This window comes from Paenibacillus sp. P32E, from assembly GCF_001909085.1.
GTDB lineage: Bacteria > Bacillota > Bacilli > Paenibacillales > Paenibacillaceae > Paenibacillus_AQ > Paenibacillus_AQ helianthi.
On record NZ_LVYY01000029.1, the window covers coordinates 1 to 26,682 of the forward strand.

General features: G+C 49.4%; 22 protein-coding genes. 3 read left to right on the plus strand and 19 right to left on the minus strand.

The window, feature by feature from the left end:
• Nucleotides 1-367: 367 nt before the first annotated feature.
• Both A3848_RS22355 and A3848_RS22360 read right to left on the minus strand, forming a co-directional pair.
• A complete protein-coding gene (locus A3848_RS22355) occupies nucleotides 368-1,162 on the minus strand; it encodes an SDR family oxidoreductase (RefSeq protein WP_074087074.1) in 795 nt (264 codons plus the stop codon).
• Entirely contained in the window at nucleotides 1,159-1,482 is a 324-nt protein-coding gene (locus A3848_RS22360; protein ID WP_074087076.1) for a DUF1330 domain-containing protein, read from the minus strand. Before A3848_RS22360 ends, A3848_RS22355 begins: the two co-directional genes overlap by 4 nt.
• 150 nt (nucleotides 1,483-1,632) lie before the next feature.
• Between A3848_RS22360 and A3848_RS22365 the strand changes: the two genes are divergently transcribed.
• Nucleotides 1,633-2,499, plus strand: coding sequence for a LysR family transcriptional regulator (locus tag A3848_RS22365; protein WP_256701685.1), 867 nt, complete (start codon nucleotides 1,633-1,635; stop codon nucleotides 2,497-2,499).
• Here A3848_RS22365 and A3848_RS22370 read toward each other — a convergent pair.
• The 16 genes from A3848_RS22370 to A3848_RS22445 all read right to left on the minus strand — a co-directional run bounded on the left by A3848_RS22370 (nucleotide 2,496) and on the right by A3848_RS22445 (nucleotide 23,904).
• Nucleotides 2,496-6,908 (minus strand): AAA family ATPase, encoded by a 4,413-nt coding sequence (locus tag A3848_RS22370; RefSeq protein ID WP_074087079.1) that lies wholly within the window; start codon nucleotides 6,906-6,908, stop codon nucleotides 2,496-2,498. The genes A3848_RS22365 and A3848_RS22370 overlap by 4 nt on opposite strands.
• 218 nt (nucleotides 6,909-7,126) lie before the next feature.
• Nucleotides 7,127-9,373 (minus strand): helix-turn-helix transcriptional regulator, encoded by a 2,247-nt coding sequence (locus tag A3848_RS22375; RefSeq protein ID WP_074087081.1) that lies wholly within the window; start codon nucleotides 9,371-9,373, stop codon nucleotides 7,127-7,129.
• 61 nt (nucleotides 9,374-9,434) lie between these two features.
• Entirely contained in the window at nucleotides 9,435-10,619 is a 1,185-nt protein-coding gene (locus A3848_RS22380; RefSeq protein ID WP_074087083.1) for an MFS transporter, read from the minus strand.
• A 74-nt stretch (nucleotides 10,620-10,693) separates the two neighbouring features.
• A complete protein-coding gene (locus A3848_RS22385) occupies nucleotides 10,694-12,403 on the minus strand; it encodes a hypothetical protein (RefSeq protein WP_074087084.1) in 1,710 nt (569 codons plus the stop codon).
• Nucleotides 12,404-12,422: 19 nt separating this feature from the next.
• Nucleotides 12,423-13,295, minus strand: coding sequence for a carbohydrate ABC transporter permease (locus tag A3848_RS22390; RefSeq protein ID WP_074087085.1), 873 nt, complete (start codon nucleotides 13,293-13,295; stop codon nucleotides 12,423-12,425).
• 40 nt (nucleotides 13,296-13,335) lie between these two features.
• Complete coding sequence (locus A3848_RS22395; RefSeq protein ID WP_074087087.1) at nucleotides 13,336-14,238, minus strand: ABC transporter permease; 903 nt, start codon at nucleotides 14,236-14,238, stop codon at nucleotides 13,336-13,338.
• A 95-nt stretch (nucleotides 14,239-14,333) separates the two neighbouring features.
• Nucleotides 14,334-15,941, minus strand: a complete 1,608-nt coding sequence (locus tag A3848_RS22400; RefSeq protein WP_074087089.1) for an extracellular solute-binding protein — start codon at nucleotides 15,939-15,941, stop codon at nucleotides 14,334-14,336.
• Between the two features lie 379 nt (nucleotides 15,942-16,320).
• Nucleotides 16,321-16,812: a DedA family protein gene (locus A3848_RS22405; protein WP_074087091.1), complete on the minus strand. Its 492-nt coding sequence runs from the start codon at nucleotides 16,810-16,812 to the stop codon at nucleotides 16,321-16,323.
• Nucleotides 16,813-16,816: 4 nt separating this feature from the next.
• Nucleotides 16,817-17,341, minus strand: coding sequence for a CDP-diacylglycerol--serine O-phosphatidyltransferase (gene pssA, locus A3848_RS22410; protein WP_074087093.1), 525 nt, complete (start codon nucleotides 17,339-17,341; stop codon nucleotides 16,817-16,819).
• Between the two features lie 24 nt (nucleotides 17,342-17,365).
• On the minus strand, nucleotides 17,366-18,055 hold the full coding sequence (locus A3848_RS22415) for a response regulator transcription factor (RefSeq protein WP_074087094.1): 690 nt from the start codon (nucleotides 18,053-18,055) through the stop codon (nucleotides 17,366-17,368).
• A gap of 33 nt (nucleotides 18,056-18,088) precedes the next feature.
• Nucleotides 18,089-19,840 carry a sensor histidine kinase gene (locus tag A3848_RS22420; protein WP_074087095.1) on the minus strand — a complete coding sequence of 584 codons (1,752 nt, stop codon included), beginning with the start codon at nucleotides 19,838-19,840 and terminating at the stop codon, nucleotides 18,089-18,091.
• A gap of 187 nt (nucleotides 19,841-20,027) precedes the next feature.
• Nucleotides 20,028-20,867, minus strand: coding sequence for a metallophosphoesterase family protein (locus A3848_RS22425; RefSeq protein ID WP_256702533.1), 840 nt, complete (start codon nucleotides 20,865-20,867; stop codon nucleotides 20,028-20,030).
• 99 nt (nucleotides 20,868-20,966) lie between these two features.
• Nucleotides 20,967-21,971 carry an alpha/beta hydrolase family protein gene (locus tag A3848_RS22430; protein ID WP_074087097.1) on the minus strand — a complete coding sequence of 335 codons (1,005 nt, stop codon included), beginning with the start codon at nucleotides 21,969-21,971 and terminating at the stop codon, nucleotides 20,967-20,969.
• Nucleotides 21,968-22,642, minus strand: a complete 675-nt coding sequence (locus A3848_RS22435) for a GNAT family N-acetyltransferase (protein ID WP_074087099.1) — start codon at nucleotides 22,640-22,642, stop codon at nucleotides 21,968-21,970. The genes A3848_RS22430 and A3848_RS22435 overlap by 4 nt, the downstream gene beginning before the upstream one ends.
• Nucleotides 22,639-23,412, minus strand: a complete 774-nt coding sequence (locus tag A3848_RS22440) for a MerR family transcriptional regulator (RefSeq protein ID WP_074087100.1) — start codon at nucleotides 23,410-23,412, stop codon at nucleotides 22,639-22,641. Before A3848_RS22440 ends, A3848_RS22435 begins: the two co-directional genes overlap by 4 nt.
• Before the next feature lie 75 nt (nucleotides 23,413-23,487).
• Complete coding sequence (locus A3848_RS22445) at nucleotides 23,488-23,904, minus strand: MarR family winged helix-turn-helix transcriptional regulator (protein WP_074087102.1); 417 nt, start codon at nucleotides 23,902-23,904, stop codon at nucleotides 23,488-23,490.
• A 137-nt stretch (nucleotides 23,905-24,041) separates the two neighbouring features.
• Here A3848_RS22445 and A3848_RS22450 point away from each other — a divergent pair, with 137 nt between their 5' ends.
• The gene (locus A3848_RS22450; protein ID WP_074087104.1) at nucleotides 24,042-24,512 is read left to right on the plus strand and encodes a DUF2798 domain-containing protein; all 471 of its coding nucleotides are present in this window, start codon (nucleotides 24,042-24,044) and stop codon (nucleotides 24,510-24,512) included.
• Nucleotides 24,513-24,729: 217 nt separating this feature from the next.
• On the opposite strand, the gene A3848_RS22455 is transcribed toward A3848_RS22450, so the two are convergent.
• A complete protein-coding gene (locus A3848_RS22455) occupies nucleotides 24,730-25,278 on the minus strand; it encodes a TetR/AcrR family transcriptional regulator (protein WP_074087105.1) in 549 nt (182 codons plus the stop codon).
• A 146-nt stretch (nucleotides 25,279-25,424) separates the two neighbouring features.
• Between A3848_RS22455 and A3848_RS22460 the strand changes: the two genes are divergently transcribed.
• Nucleotides 25,425-26,345 carry a ketopantoate reductase family protein gene (locus tag A3848_RS22460; protein WP_074087106.1) on the plus strand — a complete coding sequence of 307 codons (921 nt, stop codon included), beginning with the start codon at nucleotides 25,425-25,427 and terminating at the stop codon, nucleotides 26,343-26,345.
• Nucleotides 26,346-26,682 lie beyond the last annotated feature (337 nt).

Sequence of the window (26,682 nt, forward strand, 5' to 3'; positions counted from 1 at the left end):
GGTTGCTCGACACTTCCATTTTACCAAAGGGCGATTTCTTTTTGTGATTTTTGAAAGAATTGTAGGAACGTTCCCCCGCTTAAACAGCGGAGAGGACGGACTGATTGCGGAAAAGCGGTAGCGGTCGCCTTGCTCTCCGGATTTTTACCGCTACGGGAAATAAATAAAATCTGGAGAGCACAGCGATTGTAGCAACGGTCCGTTCGCGGAGCGTCCGCACCAAGTGCGCAAGTCCATCCAACTCAAAAACAGCGGGGCTGTCTCAAGTAGCCATTTCATGGCTTTTGAGACAGCCCCCTGCAGTAGTATGCCTCCTATTCTACGATCGGGTTTCTACTATATATCCTTGCAGCAAATCTGCCCCCAGTTACACCGTCGGAATCGTCCCTCCGTCAATCACATATTCACTGCCAGTAATCGAAGCAGCCCGGTCAGATACTAAGAAAGCCACTAACTCGCCAACCTCCTCAGGCAGTCCCGGACGGCCAAGAGGGATACCGCCCAGTGAATCCATCAACTGCTTCAGTGCAGCTTCCCGGCTTCCTGCCGCCTGGGCAATCCGTTCTATCATTGCTTCCGCCGCCTCAGTCTGGATAAAGCCCGGGGCTACGGTGTTAATGCGGATGCCACGCGGTGCAAATTCATTGGACAAGCCTTTGCTGTAGTTGGACAGCGCAGCTTTGGCAGCAGCATAAGCCAGTGTAGTTTCATACAGCGGCAAGCGTCTCTGAATCGAGGAAATATGTACGATGACACCGTAGCTCTGCTCCAGCATCAGCGGCAGGAGCCCGCGGTCCAAGCGGACGGCTGCAAGCAGATTCCAGTTCAAAGCCTGAAACCAGTCATCATCGGTCAGAACAAGCGCTCCGCCCGGAGGTGTGCTGGAACCTCCTACATTGTTCACCAGAATATCGATGCCGCCAAGCACTTCCTTCACCCCTCGGATGACCTTCTCCACCCCTTCAGTAGTAGCAATATCCGCTTGCACGAAAAGCTCTGGCTCCGGCAGACCGGCAGGCCGTGTACGGGCAGTCGTTAATACAGTTGCACCGCTTCCCGCCAGCCTTTTGGCAATGGCCTCCCCCATGCCCCGGGTACCTCCGGTCACCAGTACTCTTTTCCCTTCAAATTCATGTGCGGTATCCTTATAAGCTATATTCATTTCTTATCCTCCTCTGAATGAGTTACCGCTGTGGAGACACCTTCAATGATAAACCCACGGTAGGTTCCGCCCCGAAGCCGATGCTGTACCGCATCTTGATACGCTGGACTATAATACCAGGCCTTGGCCTCCTCAAAGCTGGGAAACTCAAGAATAGCTGCTCCTTCCATAGCGGGGCCCTCTATCACTTCATGGGTCCCATACATGGCAAGCAGAGTTACGGGGTGGCCCGCCAGACCGCCAGGCGCTTTTTGTGAATAGATTCCGAGCTCTTCCGGATTTTGGCTTTGCTCGCGAATAAAGATGACAAATGCACTCATAGTTCTCCTCCATTCTTCTATTGAAGTGCCTGCTGATCTGCTACAGGAATAGTTTACACCGCCCCTTTATATAAGTATAATTTATCTTATTTATATAATTGATTATTATTATTCATATATAAAGGAGGGATTCCCCTGGAACTCACACAATTGGAATACTTCATTACCGTCTCTAAATTTGAGCACATGACCCTGGCCTCCAAGGCCCTTAACCTGACCCAGCCTGCCTTAAGCCACGCCATTTCGAAGCTGGAGGATGAGCTCGGGATGCCGCTGTTTGACCGGAGTGGCCGGAATATCCGGCTCAACCGTTACGGGATACAGTTCGCCAAGCGGGTAGAAGAAGCTCTGCGGAGTATTGAAGGGGGGATTCAGGAGATCAGAGAGTGGGCTGACCCGGATACCGGCCTAATCTCCATTTCCTATCTGAATATTCTGGGCGTTGATTTGGTTCCAAACCTGGTGAAGGAATATAAACAGCACCATCCGAAGGTGCGTTTTGAATTATTTCAAGGCAGCCTTGGGGATCTGGATGAGCATTTTGACAAGGGCAGTTCGGACCTGATGATTACCTCGAAGGAATCCGCAATAATGAAGCACGAATGGCTGACGATTCAGAAGGTGCCGCTGTTTATCGTCGTTTCCACCCAACACCCTTTTGCCCAGCGGACTTCCCTCCGTTTGACCGAGTTGTCTGGTGAACCTTTTGTAGGTCTCAAAAAAAACTGCGGCTTAAAAGCCACGCTCCACGCACGTTTCGAAAATACCGGCTTTCAGTTGACCTCTACCTACGATGCCGAGGATCTGGTTACAGTCGCCGGCTTCATCAAAGCAGGACTCGGTGTATCCGTGCTTCCGCAAACGCCGGGGCTGATGCTGGAAGGGCTCGTATGGGTTCCCATAGCCGAGGAAGGCTGGGAATGGGAAATTGGCCTCAAATGGAGAAAAGACCGCTACCTCCCGGCAGCGGTCAAACCTTTTATTGATTTTATCGAACAGCGGCAGGCTCCATGCTAATTCAGCAGGTTCAGCTCCCGTGCCCGGGCAACAGCCTGCGCACGGCGCTTCACGCCAAGTTTGCCGTATAACCGGAACACATGGCTTTTTACCGTTCCTTCGGTGATCCCAAAGCGGGTGGCGATTTCCTTATTGGAGAGTCCGTCGGATAGCGAGCACAGGATCTCGTGTTCCCGGAGCGTCAGCGGTTCCATCAACGGTTCAGCCTGCGCTGCAGCTAACAGATCCACCGGATGCTCAACAGACAAACCGGGTATTAAACGATCCGCTTGCGGGTCAGGCCCGGTTGCACCTGCTGTGGAAGGACCCGCCGGACGGGATTCTTCAAGGGCCTGCTGATACACCATCCGGGTGATCATAAAGTCAAGCAAGGTTTGCAGCTCATCCGTAAAGGCTCCGGCGATCAGATGATTCTCCAAATATACAACAGACCTCTCCACTCCCCCAGGGAAGAAAACAGGCAGACATAAAACGGATAAAGACTGGTTACCCATGATGTATGGATCAGCTGCATAGGAACTGACTGAAGCATTAGTAAGCAATACCGGCTCTCCCGTCCTCATTACGTAGCGAACCACCGATTCTGCATATCTGTCTTGCGGATTCTCTGCTGAGCCGCTTCGGGCAACAATTATATATTCTTCCTCGCGGCTGCCAAAAATATATCCTTTCACCGCTCCTGAATAGCGGAGTGCCGACTCCAGTAAGCTGTTGAGTCTGTCTCTCCAGTCCGAGCGGCCTGCTCTTTCAGCAGAGCTGGACATTTGCCGGAGCAGCTCTTTTCCGTTGTCTGAATACACCGCCCTTTCAGCGGGTCCTGTTGCCGCACCCACCACCAGCTGTTCCATGGTCCTCCCGGCTACCGGTAACTTCAGATCCGGATATGCCTGTCCAAGCTGAGTTGCCTTGGCGGCAGCCCCCCAGTGCAGATAGGCCATGCAGGCATCCTTTAACAATCCGTCAGCTCCCGTGACCGTTCCGGCCGCCCGGTAAAATGCTGACGCCCTTTCGCAGGATATGCCCTCCAATAGCCCGTTTTTTTCTTGACGCGCAGCTGCAATAGCCTGTTCATAGCCCTTGGCTGCTTCGGTGTGATTCCCGTTCAAATGCTGCATTTCCGCCTTGATCAGCACATAAGCGGAATATCCCTGACCGAAGTAGCCTGTCCATGATCTCATCACATGCCATTGCTTTCGGAGCTTGCTGCGGATATGCCTACGTTTTGCCGGAGGAGACTCTGCATACAGCGCGGCAAGCGCCAAGGACTGGTACACATGTTGCTTGCGCACTTGCATCCGGGTCTGCCGGAAGGTATTGAAGCTCCCCTCTTGTGCCCAGTCCAGCGCATCCCGGAAACGACCTTCGAGATAGGCGATTTCCATTTGGCAAGTGCAGATGTAGAACACTTCGTTATTCAGCACTTTACTGGAGCGGCTGCCATGGACGGGAACCGGGGATTCATCACCTTCAGCAGCCAGTCCCTGCAAACGGGCCACGTATGCTTTGGAGATTTGGAAGATATTCAGGGTGACCGTATCCACCAGCTTGCCTGCAAGGCCCTCATATTCTGTAATCAACGCAGATAATGCAGCCGGACCTCCGGTATGGTTCGTCACCGAGGTTAGCATGGCAATACTGACAAACGGTAAATTGGCTGCTTCCATTCCATGCTTCACCGACTGCCGGAAATGCTGCAGCCCTGCCTGCGGCTGATGCTTTAATAAGGCCAGCCCCCTGATATAGTCCAGTCTGCATCTTAAGTCCACGCTTTCAAAAGAAGAGGCAAGCTGTACAGCTTCTTCGATATAAAAAGCACCAGTTTGTGCAAAAGATAATTTATTCCGCATGAGCACTAAACCGTAACCGGCCAGAATATAGGCAAATGCTTCATTGTTCCCCCGGCTTAGCCCAAACCGTACAAACCGGGAAAAGAGTACCGCCGCCAAAGACAGGCTTAAGGTAAAGGCGGAGCTCGCAATTGACATTACCAGCTCAGACAATGCCATATAATGAGGGTCCCGGTTGACGGGAAGACGCTGCAGCACATTACGGTGCTGATATAAGACTTTCTGCGCCAATGCCACCTCCGTTACTACAGCAGCGGAGGAGGGTTTCACTGGCAGCTTCCAGCCCCACTCCGCCAGCGCCTGCCGTCCAACCTGCACGGCCTGTTCATCTTTCTTCAAGTAGGCACACATGGCGATCCGGATGCGGTAGATCCGGGATCGCTCAAGCAGATCTGTAGTTGCGGCCAGCAGCCGTTCGAGCCGCACGGCTGCACGCTCGGTGTAGCCGCACATATATTCACATTCAGGCAGTTCCAGCAGCAGCCTGTAAGCAAGCGATCCGGGAACGGCTTCCTCCTCCCCGAGCAGATGTAGTCCCGTCTCCAGAAAATACAGCGCTGATGCAAACGCCGTAGTCGCCTTCGACTTCAGTCCTGCATGCAGGTTCAAAGCGGCAAGCCCGTTTCTTTCGGTCTCATCTTCCATTTTCACAGCGCCCAAATTCAAGTGGTGTACCCGTTCAAAAACAGAATACGCGATCCCGCCCATATCCTTGCTCATGCTGCGTCCAATTGCCAAATGCAGGCCTGCCTGCTCCGTGACCGGTATGATGCTATATACAACTTCCTGCACCCGGTCATGTAGAAAAGTATATATAGAATCATCCGTGCCCCCCCGGTCAGCATCCTTCTCCAGGTTGATCAAACCCTCTGCCTCCGCAATGCGCAGCAGAGATAGCGTATCTTCCACGGTATATCCGCTCATTGCAGAAATCGCCGACACACGGAAACGGTGACCCAAGGCTGCGGCTATCCCCAAAAGGCCGATGGTGTCCCCGGGAAGCTGCCGGATGCGCGCCTCCAGGAAATGTAGGAGTCCCGGCGCTTCAGGCAGCTCTGCAATGGCTTCGGTATCCCAGACCCAAAGGGCCTGCTCCTCGTCATAGTACAGCTTGTGCTCACGGTACAGATTGTCCATCAGCCTGTGAAGGTACAGCGGATCACCTGCGGTCCGGTGATACACGAGCTCTGCGAGCTGCCGGATGCGTGAGGTATTTTCCTTCAATAACTGGGAGAGAAACTGTCTTACATCTTCGTATATCAGGGCCTCCAATTGAATATGCCGGATATGCAGCGGCCTGCCCTGCTGCTTCGGAGATAATACCTCATCCAGCCATATAGCAGAGGCGGGATATCCATCTACACTATCCAACCGTTCCTCAATCGTTTCTGAGCGAAAGGTTCCAATAACCATTAACCCGTACATTGCCAAATCTTCAGCAAGGATATACAGGAAATCGAGTGTATCCGGATCAGCCCACTGCAGATCATCCAGGAATAGTACTAGCGGCCTTTCCTTACTGGCAAAAGCGCCGATAAACATGGGGAGCAGACGGCGGAAACGGACAGCAGCCTCCACTGGCGGCAGCGCTTCTGCCTGAAATACCCCTCCAAACAGCCCGGCAGCATCAGGAAGGAATTCCGTGATAACACCCGCTCCCTGGCCCAAGGTCTCTCTCAACTGAATACCCAGCTCCGCTGCCCTATCCGGTGTTTCGCTCCATACTTGTTGCAGGAGTCCGCGAAGAGCCTGTAAAATCGGGGCAAAAGGCATCTCCCGGTTCATTGGATCGCATTTGCCTGTGACAAAGCGGCCCCCTTCACGGAGTACTGAAATATATAACTCCTCGATCAGCGCCGTCTTCCCGCTCCCTGAGCGGCCAGTCACCAGTACAAATGCCGAGCTTCCGCCGCAAGCCTGCTCATAAGCAGCATGCAGCTGCTTCGCCTCCAGCTCCCGCCCATACAACAGCTTCGGCAGCCGGAACCGGCTTGCACGGTCGGCCAGCCCAATCTCAAATGGAAGGAGTTGGCCTGTCTCTTCGTACGCGGCAACACACTTCCGCAAATCGGCAAGCAATCCATAAGCGCTCTGGTACCGCATTTCAGGTGACTTGCTCATAAGCCTCGCGATGATGTCCTCCAAAGGACCCGCCAGCTCAGGCCGGTACTCATGCAGCGGTCCGGGGATGGCCGCCATATGCAAATGAACCCAATCTTCCCGGTGCTTCGCCTGAAAGGGCAGGCGGCCGGCAAGCATCTCGTAGAATATCACACCAAGCGCATACAGATCACTGCGTTCATCCGGCTTATACTCCATTCTGCCCAACTGTTCAGGGGCCAGATAGGCGTAATCCGCGTTTCCATTCTCGATTAGAAAAGCCTCTCTTAAGTCCAGGGCCAAACGGACCGAAGACGGATTAAGGCGGCCAATCATTCTACTCTGATGATGAATCGTCCGGACCATCTTCGTTAATGCTTCAGCACTATATAGAAAGGAGGATATCTCCATAATGGTACCTTCTATTATTTTCGCCAGCTTGAACCCTTCTTCGATTGGCATTTTGTCATTCCCCCAAGTAGTCCATACGTCGCTCCCGCAATCAAAACAAAGTAAGTAATTATACCTATTCTAGCATTTAATTAAAATTTAACGAGCCTTTTTTAAACAGGAAAGTTGTAGGATAAGCTGCAATGGGGGTATAACGCACAGCAGCGGTTCTCCAGTGAAGGGAGAACCGCTGCTGTGCTGATCTTTTGCATATTCCGTAAGAAGTAGAACTATTTATGCTCCTCCTGCCCGCCCGGCTTCATCTTCAGCTTGCGGTAATCACCCGGAGTCACCCCTACAACCCGTTTGAATACCCGTCCAAAGGTGATGGAATTGGCATAGCCCAGCTTCTGTCCGATATCCTGCAGATTGTCGCTGGTAGTGGCCAGCAAATATTCTGCCCGCTGCATCCGCAGCTGGGTCAGAAAATCCACAAATTTCATGTCAAATTCCTCTTTGAACAGGTGGCTTGCATATTTGCCTGAAATCTGGAACCGGTCGCTCAGATGCTTAAGCGATAAGTCAGGATTGTCAAAATTCTCTTCAATATATACCTTCATCTCGCTGATCATCGCACGGTAGCTTTTGGACTCATTGACCGAAACATAGATGCGGTAAATCTCCGCGAGCCATTTCAGCATGACGGTATGGACCTGTTTCAAAGTCGTTTCCGCTTCGATTTCGCTGTAATATCCCTGCAGGCTCGGCTCGCTGAAGATTCTCTTCAGGCTGTCCGAGAGCTGTCCCAGCTCACGGTCGAGCATCTGGATCAAGGTATGGAGCATCATATGAATCTCTTCGTCCTTTACCTGATCTTCGCGGAACCAGACGAACAGTTCATCCAGCTTCTGCCGCCAATTTTCGTCCGCGATGCGGAATTCCCGCACAATCTCACCCAGCATCTGCAGATATTTATAGGACTGCAGCGTGGAGCGGTCCGGCAGGTTATCACTTAGCACAACCCTGTCCTTACCAAGTGACAGCTTGTGCTGCAGTGCCATATCGGCCGCAGAGGATGACTTGGGAATTGCTGAAAGTTCATCTACCACAGGACCGATCCCGATGGCCAGCGAGAGCCCCAGGTTGTCGCTGACCCATCGAAGGCAGCGCTCCGCAAGGTTCCGCAAACGGGTCTTGTCTATTGCGGAATGATCGCCGGCGCTGACCATCAGCCCAATCCGGTTGCTGCTGACCCATTCGCCCCAGCCTTCGAGCCCTTCTTCTCCCGCAAGCTCCTGGAACAGATTCATGAGTGTCAGCTTGAGCAGATTCTGATCCTTGGCAGGATATTTATGGCGGAAATCATCGTATTGATTGATTTCTGCCGCAATGTAGGCAAATTGCATGGTTGCCCCGCTGAACGGGCTGAAGCGTTCCAGCCTATCCTCCAGGGAGGCAATCTGTTCCCCTTCCAGCAGATCCAGGAACAGCTGGCGGCGCTGGACCAGCAGATTCTCATCATGCTGTTTTTGATAATCCATGGTCTGATGGATCAGGGTTTCGAGGGCCTGGTCAATCATCACCAGTTCGTTCCTTGAGGTGACATCCATCCCCTCTTCCCGGAACTGCAGTGCCTGAATCCGGTTCATCATCGCCTGGATCGGACGATAGTTTTTGCGGGTAATATACAGGATGTATAAGGTCCCCAGCACCACAGTCAGAACGCCGATAATGATCCAGATATATGAAACTACAGACATCCAGGCGAACAGCTCACCGGCAAGGATGCCGCTCTCGAAGGTCCAGCCCACATTGCCGGCAGGTATCCGGGTGAGAACACTGCTGCTCAGGATTTCTTTTTCCCCATGAGCCGTATAGACAAGTTGGCCTTGATCGTTGACCACACGCATGAAAGACACTTTGCTGTTCGTCATATCATCAATCATCCGTTCGATCCGGTACATGCTGAGATTGACGACAATGACACCTTCAGAGCCAAAAGGAAGCGGCAGCTGCTTGTACATACTGATGACTTGTGAGGTTGGATCGGAGCTGAACAGCCGCAGGCTGCGCACATCACTCCACTCGCCGGTGCCCGCCTTGGTCAGTGCCTGGTTCAGATAATCCCGGTCTGCAAAAACATCGCTGTCCACCAGCCCGTTCAGGGTAAGCACCTTCCGGTCGAGCTCCCTGTAAATATAGATGGAGTCAATCAGCTGATTACGGTAAATCATGCCCCGCATATCCTTTACGGTATTATACAGCCGGGTCCGGTCTCCCTGATCGCTCTCCCCGCTTAGATAATAGCCGTAATCATGATTCGTCTCCATCTCTTGCAGCACAGCCAGTTCCACTTCGCTTAAGGCATTCTGTACGGAATCGACAACGTAGCCGGTAGAGATACGGTTGGCCTTTTCGGTCTCACTGCGTGAAAGCTCACCTACAATGAGAAAGGAGAGAAAGATGAGAATCGATACGGTCAGCAGAAATATAGGGAAGTAAGAGAACATCATCCTGCTGGACCAATTTCGCTTCATATGAACCCCCCCCGCCCCTCTTCACTTGAATACCCGAGAGATGCATCAGGAGCTTGGCCATTTACAAGTTCGGTGACACTCTCGCAATTCTGTTAATCCAATATAACATGCCCGCCCCGATTAGTGCACTGACAGTGCAGGCCAGATACATCACCTGGGGTCCGCCTGTACTATACAAATATCCGTTCAGCAGGTTGCCCACAATTCCCCCAAGACCTGAAAAGACCATATTAAATACGCTTTGGCCGGTAGCCTGCATTTTCTTACCTGCTGCGTTCGCCACATATTCAACCGCAGCGACATAGAACAAGCCAAAGGACAATCCGTGCAGCACTTGAATGCCGATCATAACCACAGGAATCGGGAACAGCCATTGAATGGCCCACCGCAGTGCGTAGAAAAAAGCGGCCAGGAGCAACGTACGTTCATACCCGATTCGGCGGAGGATTTTGGCAGCAAGCAGCATGGAGGGGATATTGGTCAAGGAAGCCAGCAAGAGCGCGGTGCCGACCATCGAATAGCTGCCTCCGGCATCCTGAAAGGCCAGAACGAAAAAGGAGTTATAGGCGGTAAGCGTCTGATTGACAAAAAAGCAGGCCACCAGAAACATCACGAATAGGCGGTTCCCCAACAGTTCCTTAAGTCCCCGGGACAACGAAATCGTGGTCGCATTGTTCTCCGTGGTGCGGGGTAAGCTCAATACAGTAACAGCACCTGCAAGGCTGAGCACCAGAAATGGCATCCACAGCTGTGTAATCCCGAACTTTGACAGATAGAATCCTGCAGCATAGCCGCCCAGCGCTGTACCCAGGCTGCCCATCATGCGGATCGAACCATAGGAGGTCCCCGCCTTGCGCGCTGCCGAAACAGCATAAGAATCGGCAATCGGGCTTTGCGTAGCCTGAAAGACTATGGACAGGATATACACCATTACGATCACTAAAAAATACTTAAAGCTATAAAAAAAAGAAAGGCAGGCCGGTACAGATATGCTGAGAATAAGCACTAGCTTCGTTTGCCGGTAGCGGTCCACCAGCATGCCCCAGACAGGCTGCACCAAAATGGATAATAGCGTTCCTATCGACATTAGTGCGCCAACCACTTCTGCCCCTACCCCCTGATGAACAAACAGGGTTGTCAAATACGGATTGAATAATCCACCCGCGAGGCCTGACAACAAATACACCATACGGAGCTTAATCAGCTCCGTTCTGGCTTCCAAAGATATTATCGCCGCGTTCTCCATGTGGCATTCTTCCTTTATTGTAGTATTCGCAAAAGATAGACCTCCCGCCTGGCTTGAGGTCTATCCGGATGGTTTTATGGAGTGAGCGGGTCCAGCTGCAGTGTGAAATTCATATGTGAGTCCCCGTCTTCTGGACGGTACAAATAGATAATCTCCAGCAGCTTTGCTTCCTGATCCCAGTAAATCACAGGGTCTGGAGCGATTGCAGACACCTTGCAGCTCAGATTAGGCAGCGCCCAGATATCAGGGGTAATCTCCGTCGAAGCAGGGGAGAGTCCAGGTCCGCTGATTTCGAAATAAACCTCGATCTCCACGTCTGTATTCAGGTGAACGTCTACCGAAAGCCAATCCTTTTGAACCGCCGCCTCAAAAATCATTCCCCGCAAATGGCTGTTCCAGCCTTTGCCCTTCTCCCGGCGTAGCAGCCGCAGGTAGCATTTCTCCCCGTCAGCATTCAGCCAGTGGATGGTCGCCGGATGCATCTGTCCGTTCGTGTTCCGGCTGCCGGACATCGCTCCGATCATCCGCTTGCTTTCAATCCAGGCAGCTGCGGTGCACAAATTGCGGTTCTCTCCGGGTTTATCCCGTTCACAGAGCTCCCGGAACTGTCTTTCGGTCCGGCGGTCTCCGGCATGCATCTTGAACTGCGGCAGCAATTCTTCCGGAAGGTCCACACCCACCATTGCAATCAGCGGGTCATGGCTGGTCTCGCAGTTCACCGCAGTCATATATTCATAGCCATTGCCTAGCGCCAGATACAGGAAAACACCGATAGAGCTGTGGCCGACCAGTTCCATCTCATAGGCCCGCCCGAAGGGGCCGGACAGATTCTCCAGAATCGGATTATAGAACTGTGCGATATTCGCCCAGAGTCCATGCTCAAGCTTGCCTCCGGTCTCGCGGATGACAGCAGTCTTGCCGTACACCCTCCACATCCCCAGCACGGTCAGATCGACACCGTAATAGGTAGTCGTATTGAACTCCGCCAGCGAGTTGAATTCCCCGTAAGCAGACAGCATATCTGCCGCTTCCCGGTCCGCATGCCCCATCCAGGCAGCATTGGCAAAGCGGTATCCGTAGTAGTGGGTGATAAAGATATGCATAAGCACAATATTGGAGTTCATGGGAATGGCATCGGAGAACCGGCGGTCAATCGAAGCACCCACGGCTTTCCGCATCGAGTCATCCATACGGCGGACTAGAGCCTTAGGCATTAGGGACTCGAATTCATCCAGAATCACCGCAAAGGTGCAGGCAATGAATTCACGCCAGTTCGGATCATAGCTTTTCCATACCGGCGGCAGCACCTCATCCACCGCGTTCCGCAAGGCTTGTCGGATTGCCTGTTCCTCCAGACCGGCTGCCGCCAAATTTGCTTGCCCGGCCAGTTGGCCGGTTAGTTTCTTGCCAACCTTATCCACCGTCTCACTCAGAAAGAAGGCGAAGCCTGGCGCGAACTTTTTCCAGTCATAGTTGCCCGCAGGGGGTGAACCCGCCTCTGGTGAAGTGCGGAAGGTACCGTGGTAAATTTCATCCGGACAGTCGAACTGCAGATCCATCACCCGTTCCAGTACGCCATATGCCCGCTCTGCATCACCAGACGCATTTCGGATCAGTAAAGCCAGTGCATAATGTCCGCTGCTGCGGGTATTGTGTTTGTCCGGCTCTTCTTCGTCCCGGAGCAGCTCCATCGCTCCGTCGTAGAGCGGGTCCATCATTTCAAGAGATTGAACCAGCAGGAACCGCTGCTGATCACTAAGCCGTTCGATCATGGCCTTAGTCATGTTGTGCTCCTCCTTCGCTTTAGCCTTTGACTGCACCGACCATCATTCCGCTGATGAAGTAGCGCTGCAGGAACGGATAGACGATTAGAATCGGAAGGGTTGTGAAAATAACGCTTGCTGCCTTCAGGCTCTCCGGCATCAGCTTGTTCATGCCAAGACCTTCCTGCTGCATCAAATCGCTGACCTGATTATTCTGAATCATCTGGTACAGCTTGAGCTGCAGCGGATAAAGGTCCGTATTATTGATGTACATCAAGGCATCCTGGAATCCATTCCAGCGGCCTACGGCGTAGAACAGGCTCAGTGTAGCCAGCGCTGGAAGCGACAAGGGAAGAATAATACGGAACAAGGTCCCCAGATGGGTAGTCCCGTCAATCTCCGCCGCTTCTTCCAAGCTTTTGGGAATGCCGTTCAGGAACGAGATCAGAATAATCATATAGAAGGGACTGATCAGACCCGGCAGCACCAGCGCCCAGACCGTATCCAGCAGATGGAGATTACGGACCAGAATGTAGTCGGGAATAAGACCGCCGCTGAAGAACATCGTAACGACAATAATCAGCATGAACCATTTTCGTCCCCGCAGATCCCTTTTGGAGAGCGAGTACGCAACGGCTATCGTCATGGCCATAGACAGTGCTGTAGCCAGAATGGTCAGAAAGATCGTGAAACCAAGGGAACGGATCATGGACATATCGGAGAACACCTGGGTGTACGCTTCAAAGCTGATTTCCCTGGGGAAAAAGCTGACCAGTCCCGCCATAATCGGACGGCTGGAGCTTAAGGATATCGCAATAATATGAATAAAAGGCATTAGGCATAGGATCACAACGAATGTTATTAGCAGGATATTAAAGACATCGAATATCCGGTTAGCTGCGCGTTCACTCATTTTTTTCTCCCCCTCATTCTCTGTTTATTCCGGCTCTGGACTAGAGTATGCTCTCATCCGCCAGTTTCTTGGATGCATAGTTCGATGCGAGCAGGAAGATCAGCCCTACCAGTGCTTGGAACAGGCCTACGGCTGTTGCCAGTGATATTTGACCGGACTCGATACCGACACGGTATACAAAGGTACTGAGCACCTCGGAATAATCCCGGACAGCGACATTCCCGATAATGAACGGACGGTCGAAGCCGATGGAGATCATGTTGCCCAGATTGATGATGAGCAGCGTAGCGATAGTGGTTTTGATGCCTGGCAAGGAAATATGCAGAATCTTCTTGAACCGGCTGGCTCCGTCTACCTCTGCTGCCTCGAACAGCTCTTTGTTGATTCCGGTCAATGCCGCCAGATACAGGATGGTTCCCCAGCCCGCGCTCTGCCATACGCCGATTAGAAGGTAGGTGACGAGCCAATAGTTCTTGTCTGATAGAAAAGGAATGGCATCTAGACCCATACCGGTCAGCAGATTGTTAATGAACCCCGATTGGGTCCCGAACACCTGCAGTACAATGCCTCCGATAATCACCCAGGAAATAAAGTGGGGGACATACAGGATCGTCTGGGCTAGCTTTTTGAACCAGGTTATTCTGAGCTCATAGAGCATGATACCCAGAATCAGAGGTGCGGGAAACGAAACAATCAGATCCAGCAGATTGAGCATCAGCGTATTGCGCAGTGCCTTGAAGAAGTTGTTGTTCTGGAACACTTCCCGGAATACATCCAGGCCTACCCACTTACTACCGCCAATCCCCTGAAAGAAGTTAAAGTCCTTAAAAGCGATCTGCACCCCATACATGGGTCCGTATTTAAAGATGATAAAGTAAATGACCGGCAGCAAAAGCAAACTATACAACTGCCAGTGTCTGCGTAAATAAACTGAATTCCTCACAGCCTTCACTCTCCCTCTTCCGTCCTGCGGCAGCGGATGGCAGGGAAGCCGGAAATGGCTCCCTCTACCGATACTTCGCCGTCATTCAGCTTATTTTATTTGGAGCTCATTTCTTTGTAAGCTGCTGTACGTTCGTCCAGAATGGCCTGGCCGCCGCTAGCCATATAATCTTTGATCATTGAATCGTAATTGCTGTCGAACTGATCCGGTTTAATCATAGTCATTTTTACGATAATTTCCTGGAACTTGTCAGCCAGAGCTGTGCCGTATTTCGCTTCCGCTTCGATCGGGTGATCGAATTTCACAGGCTGAATGTTGTCTGTATTCGAGATTTCCACCGACTTCTTCATATCTGCCTGATACTTCTCTGGTGTCTGTGCAATATAAGCCGCTTCATTCTTGGCATCGTCTCCGGCATATTTACCATTAACAATGATGGCAAGGTCGCCAAAGTTGTAGATCCGGTCCATCGCTTCCTGAGTCGCATCCGGTTTCACTACAGGCACACCGTCTACAAGTGTATAGTTCTCATTCTCTACACCGAACTGCATGTCGAAGAGGTTCGTACCCGAAGCCATCCAATCGAGATATTTCAATGCGGCTTCAGCATTTTTGCTGGATTTCGGGATCATGACGTACATAGCATTTGGCGCATATGCCGGCTTGGCATGTTTGCCCTCCGAGTTAGTGAATGCATCAACAGGTGTGATCACTGCGCCAGGCACATTGGCCTGCAGATTTTCGTACCCGCCGTTTGCTGAGAAGTACAATTCACCTGCATCCTCTGTATAGAAGCCAAGCAGACCGTTCTGCAAATTCTGCCATAGCTGCTTCTTGTCTTTATCGAGACCGAAGTCTTTGCTTATAAGGCCTTCGTTATACAGCTTGTTCATGAATTTCAAACCATCCTTGAAGCCCGGAAGCAGCGTTGGATAATCATTGGAGCCAAGCTGCTGGGTCAAGGTATACTTCTGCTCATCGGTGAGCGGCTGGATGAAGGACCAGAGAAGCGGCTCATATTGAGCGGATGCCAGACTTACACCAAATGGAATCACCTTACCTCCGGTATTGCCCGGGTCTTTATCCTTAAATGCTTTGAGTGTAGTGTAGAGCTCATCTGTTGTCTGCGGCACCGGCAAGCCAAGCTTGTCCAGCCAATCCTGGCGGATGTAACCGGCATATTTGCCCAGTACAAGTCTTCTGCCCGGAAGCGCGAATTGCTGTCCTTTATATTGTCCGTAGGCTAACGTGTCCTCGCCCAGAAATTTCTTAAGGTTCGGAGCATTCTTATCCAGTAAGTCCGTAAGATCTGTCAAACCGCCTTGCTCGGCATACCGGTTGAAGGTTCCTGAATCGTAGGTGAACACAATGTCCGGCACTTCACTTTGGCTGGCCATCAGTACATTTAGCTTCTGAATTTCTTCCGAACGCGGCACCGGCACGAACTGGACATCAATATTGTTCGGCTTGCCAAAACGTTCCTTCACCAGCCTTGTCAAATAACTGTCGGTGATGGTGTAGCCGGCGGGTGAGTTCCCCCGGTCGAACAACTCTACTTTTAATGTAGTAGGCTTGGATGAATCTGACGCCGCATTCCCGCTGGCTGCATCCTCCTTGGAAGAACATGCGGATAATAGCATAGAGGAGATTAATACGACCGCCACTGCGGGACCTGCCCATTTCTTAGACCATCTTGTTGTCATTCTCTCATCACCTTTCCCCTTTTGATGTTATTTAACATGTCATCGAATGTTTCACCATTGGCGTTTGACGCCTTTGATGTCACCTAGTATTACATACAAATGCAAATACGCACAATAAACCATTTTCTGTTGATAAATACGGGGATCAAGGCGCTATATATGTAGGAAAACATAACAAGCAAACAATAATCGTTAAAGTAAACTGCATTCCGCACACCAAAAGGATGCACATCCCGCCTGCACTTCTCCCTATTGTGTGCCCGCTCTGGAGTACTTATGCCAGTGATGTAAGGTATTTGCCCCCGTCCCATTAGTTCACACAGTTCAGGCCTTGGGAAGCACAAAAAGCCTGCCCGAAGACAAGCTGCTTGATGATCTTTTAGAATGAAAACTTCTGTCCTACAAAAAAGCCAATGGATACAAATAAAACCGTCCAGACAGCCGCTCCAATACAGCATAATAAAAAATACTTTTTAAACGGCATCGTCGTAATTCCTGATATGTATCCGGCCGCATGTCTTACTCCAGGAATGAAATAAGAAAAAAAGATTGTCCAGACTCCATATTTTGCGAACCATCTTTTTACCTTCCGATATCGTTTGGGAGTCAATCCAACCCATTTACCGCATTTGTGAATAATACTGTAACCCAGCTTTCTTCCAATGGTATAGCTGATGGTCATCCCTGCTACGGACCCGATAAAACTAAACAGTATCACAAGCAAGTAATTCAACACATGTACAGAAGCTAAATATCCAACAAACACCATTAGTGTCTCATCGGGTATGGGAAGACCTACTATTCCGAGTGCGAGCAAAATTACGATTGCCGCATAACCGAATTGTGAGATGAATTCCGTAACCATCTCCATGATTTCACTTCCTAACCGTTATCTTTTTTAATGATGGAAACCGGATCCGGCTAATCATTAACAAAGAAAGGGCGCCAATTAATGCAATAATCACAGGCGGCTCCATATGATGATTGGGAACCGAAAAGAAAGATAGAATCACTCCGGCCGCTGTAATCGGCAACCCTGTAAATTCCGTACTGGATGCAGATACATTAAATCGGGCTAATCGGAGAGCACCACAAATGATAAATACAATAGCCGCAGCCCCGCCTCCCCCACGCAAATCACCTGACTGGTGCAGCAGGATCAGAAAAACAGGCGCAGCCCCAAATGAAATCAGATCTGCCAATGAATCGAGCTGCTTACCGAATTCACTCGGACAATTCATTAATCTGGCTAACAGACCGTCAAGCACATCAAAAAAGGCTGCCAGCAGAATTAGAAAAAATGCAATCTTATAATAGGCTTCAATCGTAAATATCAACGAAGCTGCTCCAGCTCCTAAATTGAATACAGTGCAAATCGAGGGTATCCATTTCCATATCATGATGATCTACTCCTTCTAAGAACCTTACTTATCTCCAATCTCTTGATGAAACTTATATCCTGCACCGATGACCGTACGAATATAACTCGATTCATACCCAAGCTTCGCTCTCAGTTTCTTAATATGTGTATCCACAACCCGATAATCCCCATCAAAATCTATACCCCACACCCGATTGATGATCGCCTCTCTGGAAATCACCACATTTTCATTATTCATAAGCAGTAATAACAGCTCATATTCTTTCGGTGCCAGCTCAACCTCTCTGCCATCCACCTCCAGTTTGTGGGCTAACGTATTTAACATTGCGGACCCAAATTTCATCATATGCCCTTGCGGCTTATAATTTTCAGTTGCACGTTTCATAAGCGAGTTCGCTCTGGCGATAAGCACCTTGGGACTAAACGGTTTGGTCACATAATCATCTGCTCCAAGCTCAAAGCCGTGTACCTTATCATGATCGGCTGATTTAGCTGTGAGTATGATGATGGGCACTCCTGAGCGGCTGCGAACTTTCCGGCATACTTCAAACCCATTCATCTTAGGCATCATTACATCGAGAATTATTAAATCCGGGTAGAACGAATCGAAATTATCTAACGCATCCTTTCCGTTCTCTGCTTCAATAACCTCCCAGCCATCCTGAATGAAATAGTCTGATATAATTTCCCTGATTCGGGTCTCATCTTCAACAATAAGAACTTTCTTGCTCATCGCATTCCCTACTTTCAATCTTGTGACTAGCGTTTAATTGCTGAAATGGATGATAAAACGGACCCCATTCTGCAAATTTTCCACTTCATAGTCGAAGCCGTGCATGCCCAAAATCTGCCCGGCAATCGAAAGGCCCAGCCCTGTCCCACCGGTCTTGCGGCTGCGTGAAGGCTCTACCCGGTAAAACCGTTCCCAAATCAGATGAAGCTGATCTTCTGGTATGGTCTCACCAATATTATCAACATAGAGCTTAGTACTGGTATCGCTATGAATTTCAATGGTAATCACACTTCCTTCTTCGGCATGACGAATGGCGTTCATAATCAAGTTGATAATGACTTGTTCCATCCACTCCTGATCAGCCAGTACATGCAGTTCATTCACAGGCACAACTATAATCTCCAGTTCCTTCTCCTTGAGTAAATACACCAGCTTGTCAGCAACTTTCTCCACCAGTTCACTGAGCAAAAACATCCGTTTCCTCAGCACTATGGTTCCTGACTCCAACCTCGCCAAATCCAGCATATCCTTAATTAGCATCTCCATCTTACCCGCTTCTTCGATAATGACTGACATATAATGCTCGCGTTTATGTACATTCACTCCATCCTGCAAGCCTTCCGCGAAGCTTTTGACAATACTCAGCGGAGTCTTTAATTCGTGCGAAGCGTTGGCAAAAAAACTCTGCTGGAGCACTTCGAGTCTCTGTTTCTGCTCAATATCCTCTAGCAATTTGACATTGGCGTCTTTCAGTTCACTTAGCGCACTGTCCAGTTTCTGCGACATCAGCAGCATACTGTTCGACAGGCTGCCTAACTCGTCATTTTGACGAATGGGGGATACCGCCGTAAAGTCGAAGTTAAGCATCCGCTTCGCCATCTGATTCAGGGCGATCAGCGGTTTGGTTACTATTTTTGAGAAAAACAGGGATAAGATGAGAATCAGAAAGAAGCCCCCAATTCCCAAATAGATATAGAATTCACGAAGTGCATCATTGGTATCGCTAATTTCCTGGATGGAGGTAACCGAGAACAGGATTTCCAGCTCTCCATTATTTTTTAACAGAGGCTGCAAAATGATAACATTGTTCGTTCCACTCCAGGATTCAAACCATGGGAACTGCTGCATCTCCATATGGTTCAGCCGCTTCTTTAATTCACCGGATAACGGGAATGTCTCGGACAACGCCTGCATGAGCAGACCTTGCCGCTGATTCCAGATTTTAAAGTAAGGCAGTTCAATATTGCTTACCGTCCCTGACACCTGAGAGGAAACCTCTCCCTCCTCCTCACCGATCACTTTAGAATCCGGTATGTACATTTTTTCGGGATAGAGCACGCTGGTATTCTCTTTCCCCCGTTTCTCTACCTCACCCCAGAGCGTGATCCGATCCCCTTTCTGAATATTCGCAGCTCTGAACTGGTCTCCATGCAGAGTCATAAACAGGGATAAAGAGACCATCATTTTCTGACCGTCATCCTGCGTGATAAGCATATGGTAAGGATCATCAACGACCACTTTTCCATCGATATCTATGATTGCCAGTTGGCTTCTGTTCCGGGTCATGAATTTGAGTATTTCACGGGAGAGCTGATCGGAGCTCCACTCCTTACGGGTATAATCAGAGGCAAACTTCGCCAGATGCTGCTCCACCTTATTTAATTTATGATTCTCGTAAAAGTCATTGAAGAGCAGCAGTTGCGAGAGAATGATCATCATATAAAAAAAGGCAAAAAACAAAACAGTTATCATAAAGAGTTTGAACGTAATACTCTTGTTTTTCATAAATTCTCCTTGTACTTCAACTCTATAAATCTATTATACCTAATTGGTTTGTTCGCTATGTGTCCAAAATAAAAAGCCCTTCAGAATCGTTTGAAGGACTTCTCCCCACAATTTCGTACCCTTTTTGGAGCGTTCCACAAGATTGACGTCGGACAATTCAAAGATAGATTTAAGCAGTTACTTTGGCCTACACCACTTTTACCTGAAAGGCTTCAACACTGACTTGATTCCCGTTCATCGTCAAGGCTCCATCGTAATATCCCCGGTCCCCGTTCGGCTTGCATTTATAATCCCCCGAGCATCCGCAGACGAAAAACTTGGTGGTGGCAAATCCAGGGTAGATATGGTCAAGCTTCCGGTAAAATAAATGTCCATGATGCGTAAAAATGGCGAGTACCCTGTTTCTTGCTTTTGGAGGGATGGCCATGAAAAACTTGCTGGTTTCCGACTGGCTCAGCACATGGCTCGGCTCCACAGTAATCCCGGCAATCTTCAAAGGCCAATGAAAATCAATCACATAAAAGTGCTTGTCATCCAGCTTCTTCAGCAGCGCCAGGCTGGCCGGACTGAACTGGCCCAACGCGCAATCGAGCCACACGTACTTCACTTTGCCTTGCGTTCCCGGAAAGTTCATTTGTCCGGACACAGCGCCCAAATATTTGGTGAATAACGGCCGGGTACTCGCCTCCCAATTGCCTATGGATGCTTTGTAAGGAATACTCCCAAGCGTGCTTAATACAGTGTCCTTGAAGTCCTTGTAATACGCATCCGCATGATTCCCATGATCCGCCCCCGCCTGGGCATTGTCGCCGCCGAATATCACAAACCCCGGTTTTACACCGCTGACCGCTTTCGGCAAAAGGTTCTTAAAGATACCGGAGCTGTTCCCATATCCCACATGACTGTCCCCGATCACCGCAAAGCGGATAACCTGGGCTTTGGCCGGAGGCCCGGCCGCTGCTCGCTTAACCGCAGTTCTGGAGGGAAGAAGTCTTGCGGGGGCCGGTGAAGCCTTTTTTTTCATCATGTCTCGCCTCTCTCAAATGGTTTAGTCAGATATAATAGTATTTATATTCAATACTGAATTACATATCTTGGACATAAGAGAGGCTTTTCAGCGTTCGGATCAAGGAAGCTTCTGCAAAAAATCTGCAATTTGCTCCATATAGCCTTTGACCGTGATTTGTCTTGGCGCGAACAGGCTGATCATCACGGCCCGCAGCCTGGAATCCGCCGTACGGGTAGTCAGCATGGAGTGCTCTGCACCGGGAAAGACCTTGACCGTGAGCAAGGATGGGCTCACCTCTCTGCGGTACACCTCCTCCGTTTCCCTCCAGTCTACATTCACATCCTCTTCCCCCAGCAGGAGGAGTACAGGAGAGTTGAAGTGCTGCAGATCGTCAGTCGCATCCGCTCTGAAGTTCTTGCCCACGAAGGTCCAGCGGTCCCGGGACATCACATCCTCCTGATTCGCTGCTTTTACATATTCTTCGTACGTTGCATTCTTTGCCAAAAGCTCCTTGATCTGCTGTTCATACGCTATCTGTGCGGAAATTTCATCCCCGGAATAACCGTCCTTCGCCATTTGCATCCGCGTATTGTATTCCCCCTGAGTTAACCAGTTGATCGCTGGAGATACCAGAATACTGAAGGCAAGCGGCTCCTTCCCCGCAAGCTTCGGAATCACCCATCCGGCCTGGCTGGCTCCCCACACACCTATCCGAGATGGATCAATCATCGGCTGTGTTCTCGCCCAGGCCAGCGCCTGGCGTGCTTCTTCCACCCGGTCATCGATGCTCTGATCGAGCCAATTCCCTGCTGATCCGTCAATGCCTCTCTTGTTCAGCGACAGCGAAGCATAGCCCTGTGCAGCAAGCCGCTCCCATAGCGGCTTATATCCATCCCCGTGGGAAGCATTAATCGGCCCGTCACCGTGAATGAACAGCACAAGTCCCAGCTTACCGGAAGCGTTCTTCGGCAGGACAAGCGTACCTGTCAACTTGCCTTGGGGAGAGTCGATCTCAATGGACTGCTCCCTCATGTCAAAGCTGTTTTGCTGGAATACATACAGCACCGCGCCCGTACAGAGCAGCACAATAACCAGGAGTAATCTTCCTATTATTCTTTTCATAAGGACTCCTCTCCGGCTCTATGCTCTGTGGGTTCGAGCGGCAAAATCATATATTCCCATTTCCATTCACGAACAAGAACATATAGCAGCAGACGGTGCTGCTCCTCTTGCGTACTGAAGGAAATTTGTTCATATAGCCGCTTGGCACCTGCATTGCTCCCGGAGACATGGAGGCTCAGGAAAGTCCATTGCGGCTGGCAAACCGCATAAGCGTGCGCCCATTGCAGCAGCAGCTTGCCTGTCCCCTTCCCGCGATGCAGCGGATGGACAGACAGATCGGCAATATAGCATTCTCCGTCCTGCGGCTCATGGCTCAAAACGTGTAACGCTGTCAACAGCTTGAACACCTTCCACCTCCCGAACCGGGCCAGTTCCCGCATCTCTGAAAGTCTTGCAGATGGAGGTGCCGCCGCAGTATCATCGCCTGCACCCGGTTTCCACTTGAGGCACAGCGTTCCAATCACCGTTTCTTCATGTATTGCTACCATACGTTGACTTGACTGTTCTCCCGGAAAGGCATCCAGCAGCTCTTCGAACAAAAGAGCCAGATCGCCTTCCCCCATCCGGGTTAAGGGAGAAAATTTGCCGCTGAACGCGTGCACAAGAAGTTGGCTGACCTGCCGGTTGTACTTGGCCTGCATCGGTTCAATAGTGAAGGAGGATTTCATCATGCGGATACCATCCTCTGCAGCAGCTCGTAATGAAGCTTATCCTGACTGAACAGGGAGAGATACGATTTCTCAATGAGGATTAGAGGTCCTGCGGAAATATAGGCATGCTCTGCCGCATATTCGCCAAACCGGACGATCTGTTGAGCCAGTTCATCCTCCCGGGACACCTGAAACGGGGAGCACAGATACTCTCCTGCAGCCAGCACCAGATCTACCGTTTCCGTGGCTTCCATGACTTCTGTGCAAAGTACAGCGGAACCGGTGCCTTCATACACATAATGAATGTCTGCTTCAAACAGATTAAGGGCAGGCTTGGCATACTCCGCAAGTTGTCTCGCCTGTAGGGCAGACTGTTCGTTAAGCTCGAACCACCGCATCAAATTTACGGATTCCCGCCGCACTACCCGGTAAGCCGTAGTATCCTGGCTGAAATCATCGTGCTCATGCAGTACCTTGCCAATAAAATGCTCAAGCTGCTGAAGCCGGAGAATCTCGGATTGCGTATCTTCCAAAGAGTTCTGGAGCATTTGCCGGACCTCATCCGGCCCAAAGTCTGTCATACATTCCTTGACCGTCTGGACCGGCAGCCCCAGCTTCCGCAGCAGCATAATATGGGCCAGCTGATAGATCTGGTCGATGCTATACCTACGGTACTGGTTGCCGTCAGTATAAGAAGGCAGAAGTACACCCTTTTCTTCAAAATAGCGGATCTGATGCACCGACACATTCATAAGCTTGGCTAGTTCACTGATGGTGATCTCACTCTTCATTAACTTCACTCCCACCGTTCTGGATATCTGTAAAGATACACCTTAGGTCAGACCTAAGGTCAAGAGTGGAACATCCTACAGCCATTCCTCCGTCAAAAGCTTCTTTAGCAGTTCAACCTGCTCCTGCCCTAATCGATCTATGATCTGCCGCTCCATCTCTACCTTAATCTCCAGCATACTCCGGCATGCCTCAGACCCTTTTCCGGTTAGAGTGATATGCTTGTCCCGGGCGTTGCCAACGACCTGGGCGATCTTGACATATTCTTCGGCAAGCAGGCCGTTGATGCATTTCTGTGCACCCTGCCGGGAAATATGGATTAACCTGCTAATTTCTGAAATAGACAACAAGCTATGCAATTCAAGCATGGCCAAAATATGAGTTTCGGTCTTATTAAGCGGGTAGCTGCTCCGCCCGTTCACCTCTTCCCGCAAAGCCTTATGCTTTTCGCTGATTAAGTCAATTAAATTCAGGTTTTGTATATAATCCTTCATCTGTTCGGGCCTCCAAATATACAGGTGATTTAAGTGTATCACTTTCAGGGAGTTTTTTGTCAACTCGGTTGACGATTAATTCGGGGTCTGTTACTATGATCGCAGTCACAAAATTATATTTCAAGGGAGTTTGGGCAATGGGAAAGAATAAAAAAGAGGCTTTGATCTTTACGGCAATCATGTGTACGTTAATGGTGCTCTTCATGAGCATTTATAATGTAGTTCTCTCCACTGGCTGGACCAGCAGCGTCATTACAGAGGTAGCCATCGGCTTTGTCCCCGCATTAATTGTCGGCCTGTTCATGGATGTGGTGGTAGTCAGCAGAATAGCCAAAGGAATCGCGTTCAAGCTCGTCAAACCGACAGATCCAACACTCAAAAAAGTACTTACCATCTCCTTCTTCATGGTCTGCGGCATGGTGCTATGCATGTCCTTATACGGTACCCTGGCACACTACGGATTTAGCGGCAACTTCTTCGCCCATTACTTTTCAACGGTGGGACTCAATTTCATCTGCGCGCTGCCCCTTCAGCTCATAGTAGTCGGTCCGCTCACCCGGTTCCTGTTCATGCGGATTTTCCCGGTGCCGGCTCATGCGGCTGCATAACCTGTAAGCTGCAATTGAAAGGTAAGTCAACAATCAAGATTAAGGAAGGAAAGATCTCATTGATTCATGATTACAGTTGAGTACACCACACGTAAAAAGGACCTGGTTAGGAATTAATTAACCAAGTCCTTTTTTTGCGCCCAGCTCTACTATGCATACCAACTGATCTCTATCGTTCATCTCTGTACACAAGGATTGGGTTTGAATGGTAGATTTATTATTTAGAATAGGGTGTTATCCCCTTTGTATACAGGTTATCCATTAGCCCGAAAAATTCCTCCGGCGATAAATCCTTTTCCCGCTGAAGCCATAGACGAAATAAAGAAAGTGATGTGGAGATGTGAAACTCAATCAAGTAGGGCGTTATGGAATGGTTTGACGGCAAGCTTAAATCCAGTCTGTCAAGGGTCATTTCTCTTTTTAGGCGTTCTAAAAAACGAAGACTTCCATAGTCCCCCAAGAGTGCCTTAAGCACCGAGAGATGTTCCCTGTCTTCCAAACAATGAAGCGCATTCTGAACATTGTAGGTAGATAGCTCATTATTCGCCAATTCTTCTTTGATGTAGCTCAATAAATCATTCTCAACAAAGTCTAACAATTCGTAAATATCCGTAAAGTATTGATAAAAGGTGCTGCGGTTATATCCCGCCTTATTCGCAATCTCCTGAATGGATATTTTTTCAATCGGCTTTTGACTATATAACTCACAAAAAACATCTATGAAGTTTCGTCTTGTTTTTTCCGTGATTTCGGGCTGCTTTTTCATTTTACACTCCCATCGAGAACAAGAATATCATCCGACAAATCATAAAAAACTGATGGTTGATCAAAGAATACTAAAGATCTATGATCACATTATACAACATGTTGTCGGATGATTAAAAGAAAATGCTGAAAAAAAGGAGTGGTTTTATGTCAGCAAAACAAAATAGAGTTTTAATTTTTGGTGCAGGTGTTATAGGGAGCGCATACGCAATCAAATTCATTGAAGCAGGGATTGACGTTACTCTGTTTGCACGTTCTGATAGGTTCAAAACATTGAAAGAAAATGGCCTGCAATATTATGAAAAAGGTGCGGTTAAGTCTATAAAAGTAAATGTCATTGATACGCTTGAACATGATGATGTATATGATTTTATTTTTGTTACCGTCCGTTACGATCAATCCGAATCAGCGTTGCTGGCACTTAAAGACAATCAAAGCAAAAATATTGTTACAATGACCAACAATTCAATTGGATTTTCTTCGTGGCTGGATATTATTGGAGACCGGCTTTTACCCGCTTTTCCTGGTGCCGGCGGACAGATTAAAGAGGGGATTCTGTATGCCCGGTTCCCGCCAAAGATTCTGATAGCTACTAAGTTTGGAGAAATAAGCGGTGAAGTGACCGAACGTGTAGAAAACCTCGTACAATTATTTAAAACAGCAAAGCTTCCCTGCACAATTCATAAGGACATGAAATCATATCTGATAACTCATTCCGTATCGGACATTGCGTTGCTTAGTGTTCTACATGTAGGAAATAAGATAATCGACGAAAAAACAGTTAGAACCAGAAAAACGGCACACCAAATAACCCTCACTCTAAAAACGTATTTAAGGGCCATCCAAAAAGCTGGCGTTGCCATTCATCCTTCTGTATTTAAAATGGTGCTTATATTCCCAAATTGGGTGTTGGATTTGTTCTTTATGATCTGGCTGCGGACAAAAATGGTGAAGGATATGCTGCTGCCGGATTATGCGAATAGTGCCAATAAGGAAATTGTGCAGCTGAATAACGATTTATTGAAGTTTTTAAATCAAAATGATATCGATCTGGAAATACATGCTTAGTGATTTCCGTTCGTTCCAAATAAGCATAACCGTGCTGAGCTCCCTCGAAATGATTCAGTTTCCTCACTCAGACTCATGAATTCGCAGGATTTCATCCTGTAGTTAAAGTGAAGAAGAAGATGATGAAGGAGCCGGTGGCTGGGAGATGGAGAATTGGGCATGCGTAAATAAAGGGTGCATAAGGATTACCCATATTGTTCCATTATGCGCACGTCTCCACTTCGCCCTAGCGATTCTCACTCCCATGTCTCAACGGGTCATAGCCCTTTCATTCCTTCGTCACATCTAACTAAGGGGTGGAGGTCGGTCTTTCTAACGGAACGGGTCCGAGCCCTTT

What these genes read in the sequence shown, in the direction of transcription:
- A3848_RS22370 (WP_074087079.1), bottom strand. Translation starts at nt 6,908, where the DNA reads ATGCCAATCGAAGAAGGGTTCAAGCTGGCGAAAATAATAGAAGGTACC.
- pssA (WP_074087093.1), bottom strand. Translation starts at nt 17,341, where the DNA reads ATGATATGGAAATGGATACCCTCGATTTGCACTGTATTCAATTTAGGA.
- A3848_RS22400 (WP_074087089.1), bottom strand. Translation starts at nt 15,941, where the DNA reads ATGACAACAAGATGGTCTAAGAAATGGGCAGGTCCCGCAGTGGCGGTC.
- A3848_RS22415 (WP_074087094.1), bottom strand. Translation starts at nt 18,055, where the DNA reads ATGAGCAAGAAAGTTCTTATTGTTGAAGATGAGACCCGAATCAGGGAA.
- A3848_RS22385 (WP_074087084.1), bottom strand. Translation starts at nt 12,403, where the DNA reads ATGACTAAGGCCATGATCGAACGGCTTAGTGATCAGCAGCGGTTCCTG.
- A3848_RS22380 (WP_074087083.1), bottom strand. Translation starts at nt 10,619, where the DNA reads ATGGAGAACGCGGCGATAATATCTTTGGAAGCCAGAACGGAGCTGATT.
- A3848_RS22405 (WP_074087091.1), bottom strand. Translation starts at nt 16,812, where the DNA reads ATGGAGATGGTTACGGAATTCATCTCACAATTCGGTTATGCGGCAATC.
- A3848_RS22460 (WP_074087106.1), top strand. Translation starts at nt 25,425, where the DNA reads ATGTCAGCAAAACAAAATAGAGTTTTAATTTTTGGTGCAGGTGTTATA.
- A3848_RS22360 (WP_074087076.1), bottom strand. Translation starts at nt 1,482, where the DNA reads ATGAGTGCATTTGTCATCTTTATTCGCGAGCAAAGCCAAAATCCGGAA.
- A3848_RS22425 (WP_256702533.1), bottom strand. Translation starts at nt 20,867, where the DNA reads ATGATGAAAAAAAAGGCTTCACCGGCCCCCGCAAGACTTCTTCCCTCC.
- A3848_RS22455 (WP_074087105.1), bottom strand. Translation starts at nt 25,278, where the DNA reads ATGAAAAAGCAGCCCGAAATCACGGAAAAAACAAGACGAAACTTCATA.
- A3848_RS22355 (WP_074087074.1), bottom strand. Translation starts at nt 1,162, where the DNA reads ATGAATATAGCTTATAAGGATACCGCACATGAATTTGAAGGGAAAAGA.
- A3848_RS22440 (WP_074087100.1), bottom strand. Translation starts at nt 23,412, where the DNA reads ATGAAGAGTGAGATCACCATCAGTGAACTAGCCAAGCTTATGAATGTG.
- A3848_RS22430 (WP_074087097.1), bottom strand. Translation starts at nt 21,971, where the DNA reads ATGAAAAGAATAATAGGAAGATTACTCCTGGTTATTGTGCTGCTCTGT.
- A3848_RS22390 (WP_074087085.1), bottom strand. Translation starts at nt 13,295, where the DNA reads ATGAGTGAACGCGCAGCTAACCGGATATTCGATGTCTTTAATATCCTG.
- A3848_RS22445 (WP_074087102.1), bottom strand. Translation starts at nt 23,904, where the DNA reads ATGAAGGATTATATACAAAACCTGAATTTAATTGACTTAATCAGCGAA.
- A3848_RS22375 (WP_074087081.1), bottom strand. Translation starts at nt 9,373, where the DNA reads ATGAAGCGAAATTGGTCCAGCAGGATGATGTTCTCTTACTTCCCTATA.
- A3848_RS22420 (WP_074087095.1), bottom strand. Translation starts at nt 19,840, where the DNA reads ATGAAAAACAAGAGTATTACGTTCAAACTCTTTATGATAACTGTTTTG.
- A3848_RS22450 (WP_074087104.1), top strand. Translation starts at nt 24,042, where the DNA reads ATGGGAAAGAATAAAAAAGAGGCTTTGATCTTTACGGCAATCATGTGT.
- A3848_RS22435 (WP_074087099.1), bottom strand. Translation starts at nt 22,642, where the DNA reads ATGATGAAATCCTCCTTCACTATTGAACCGATGCAGGCCAAGTACAAC.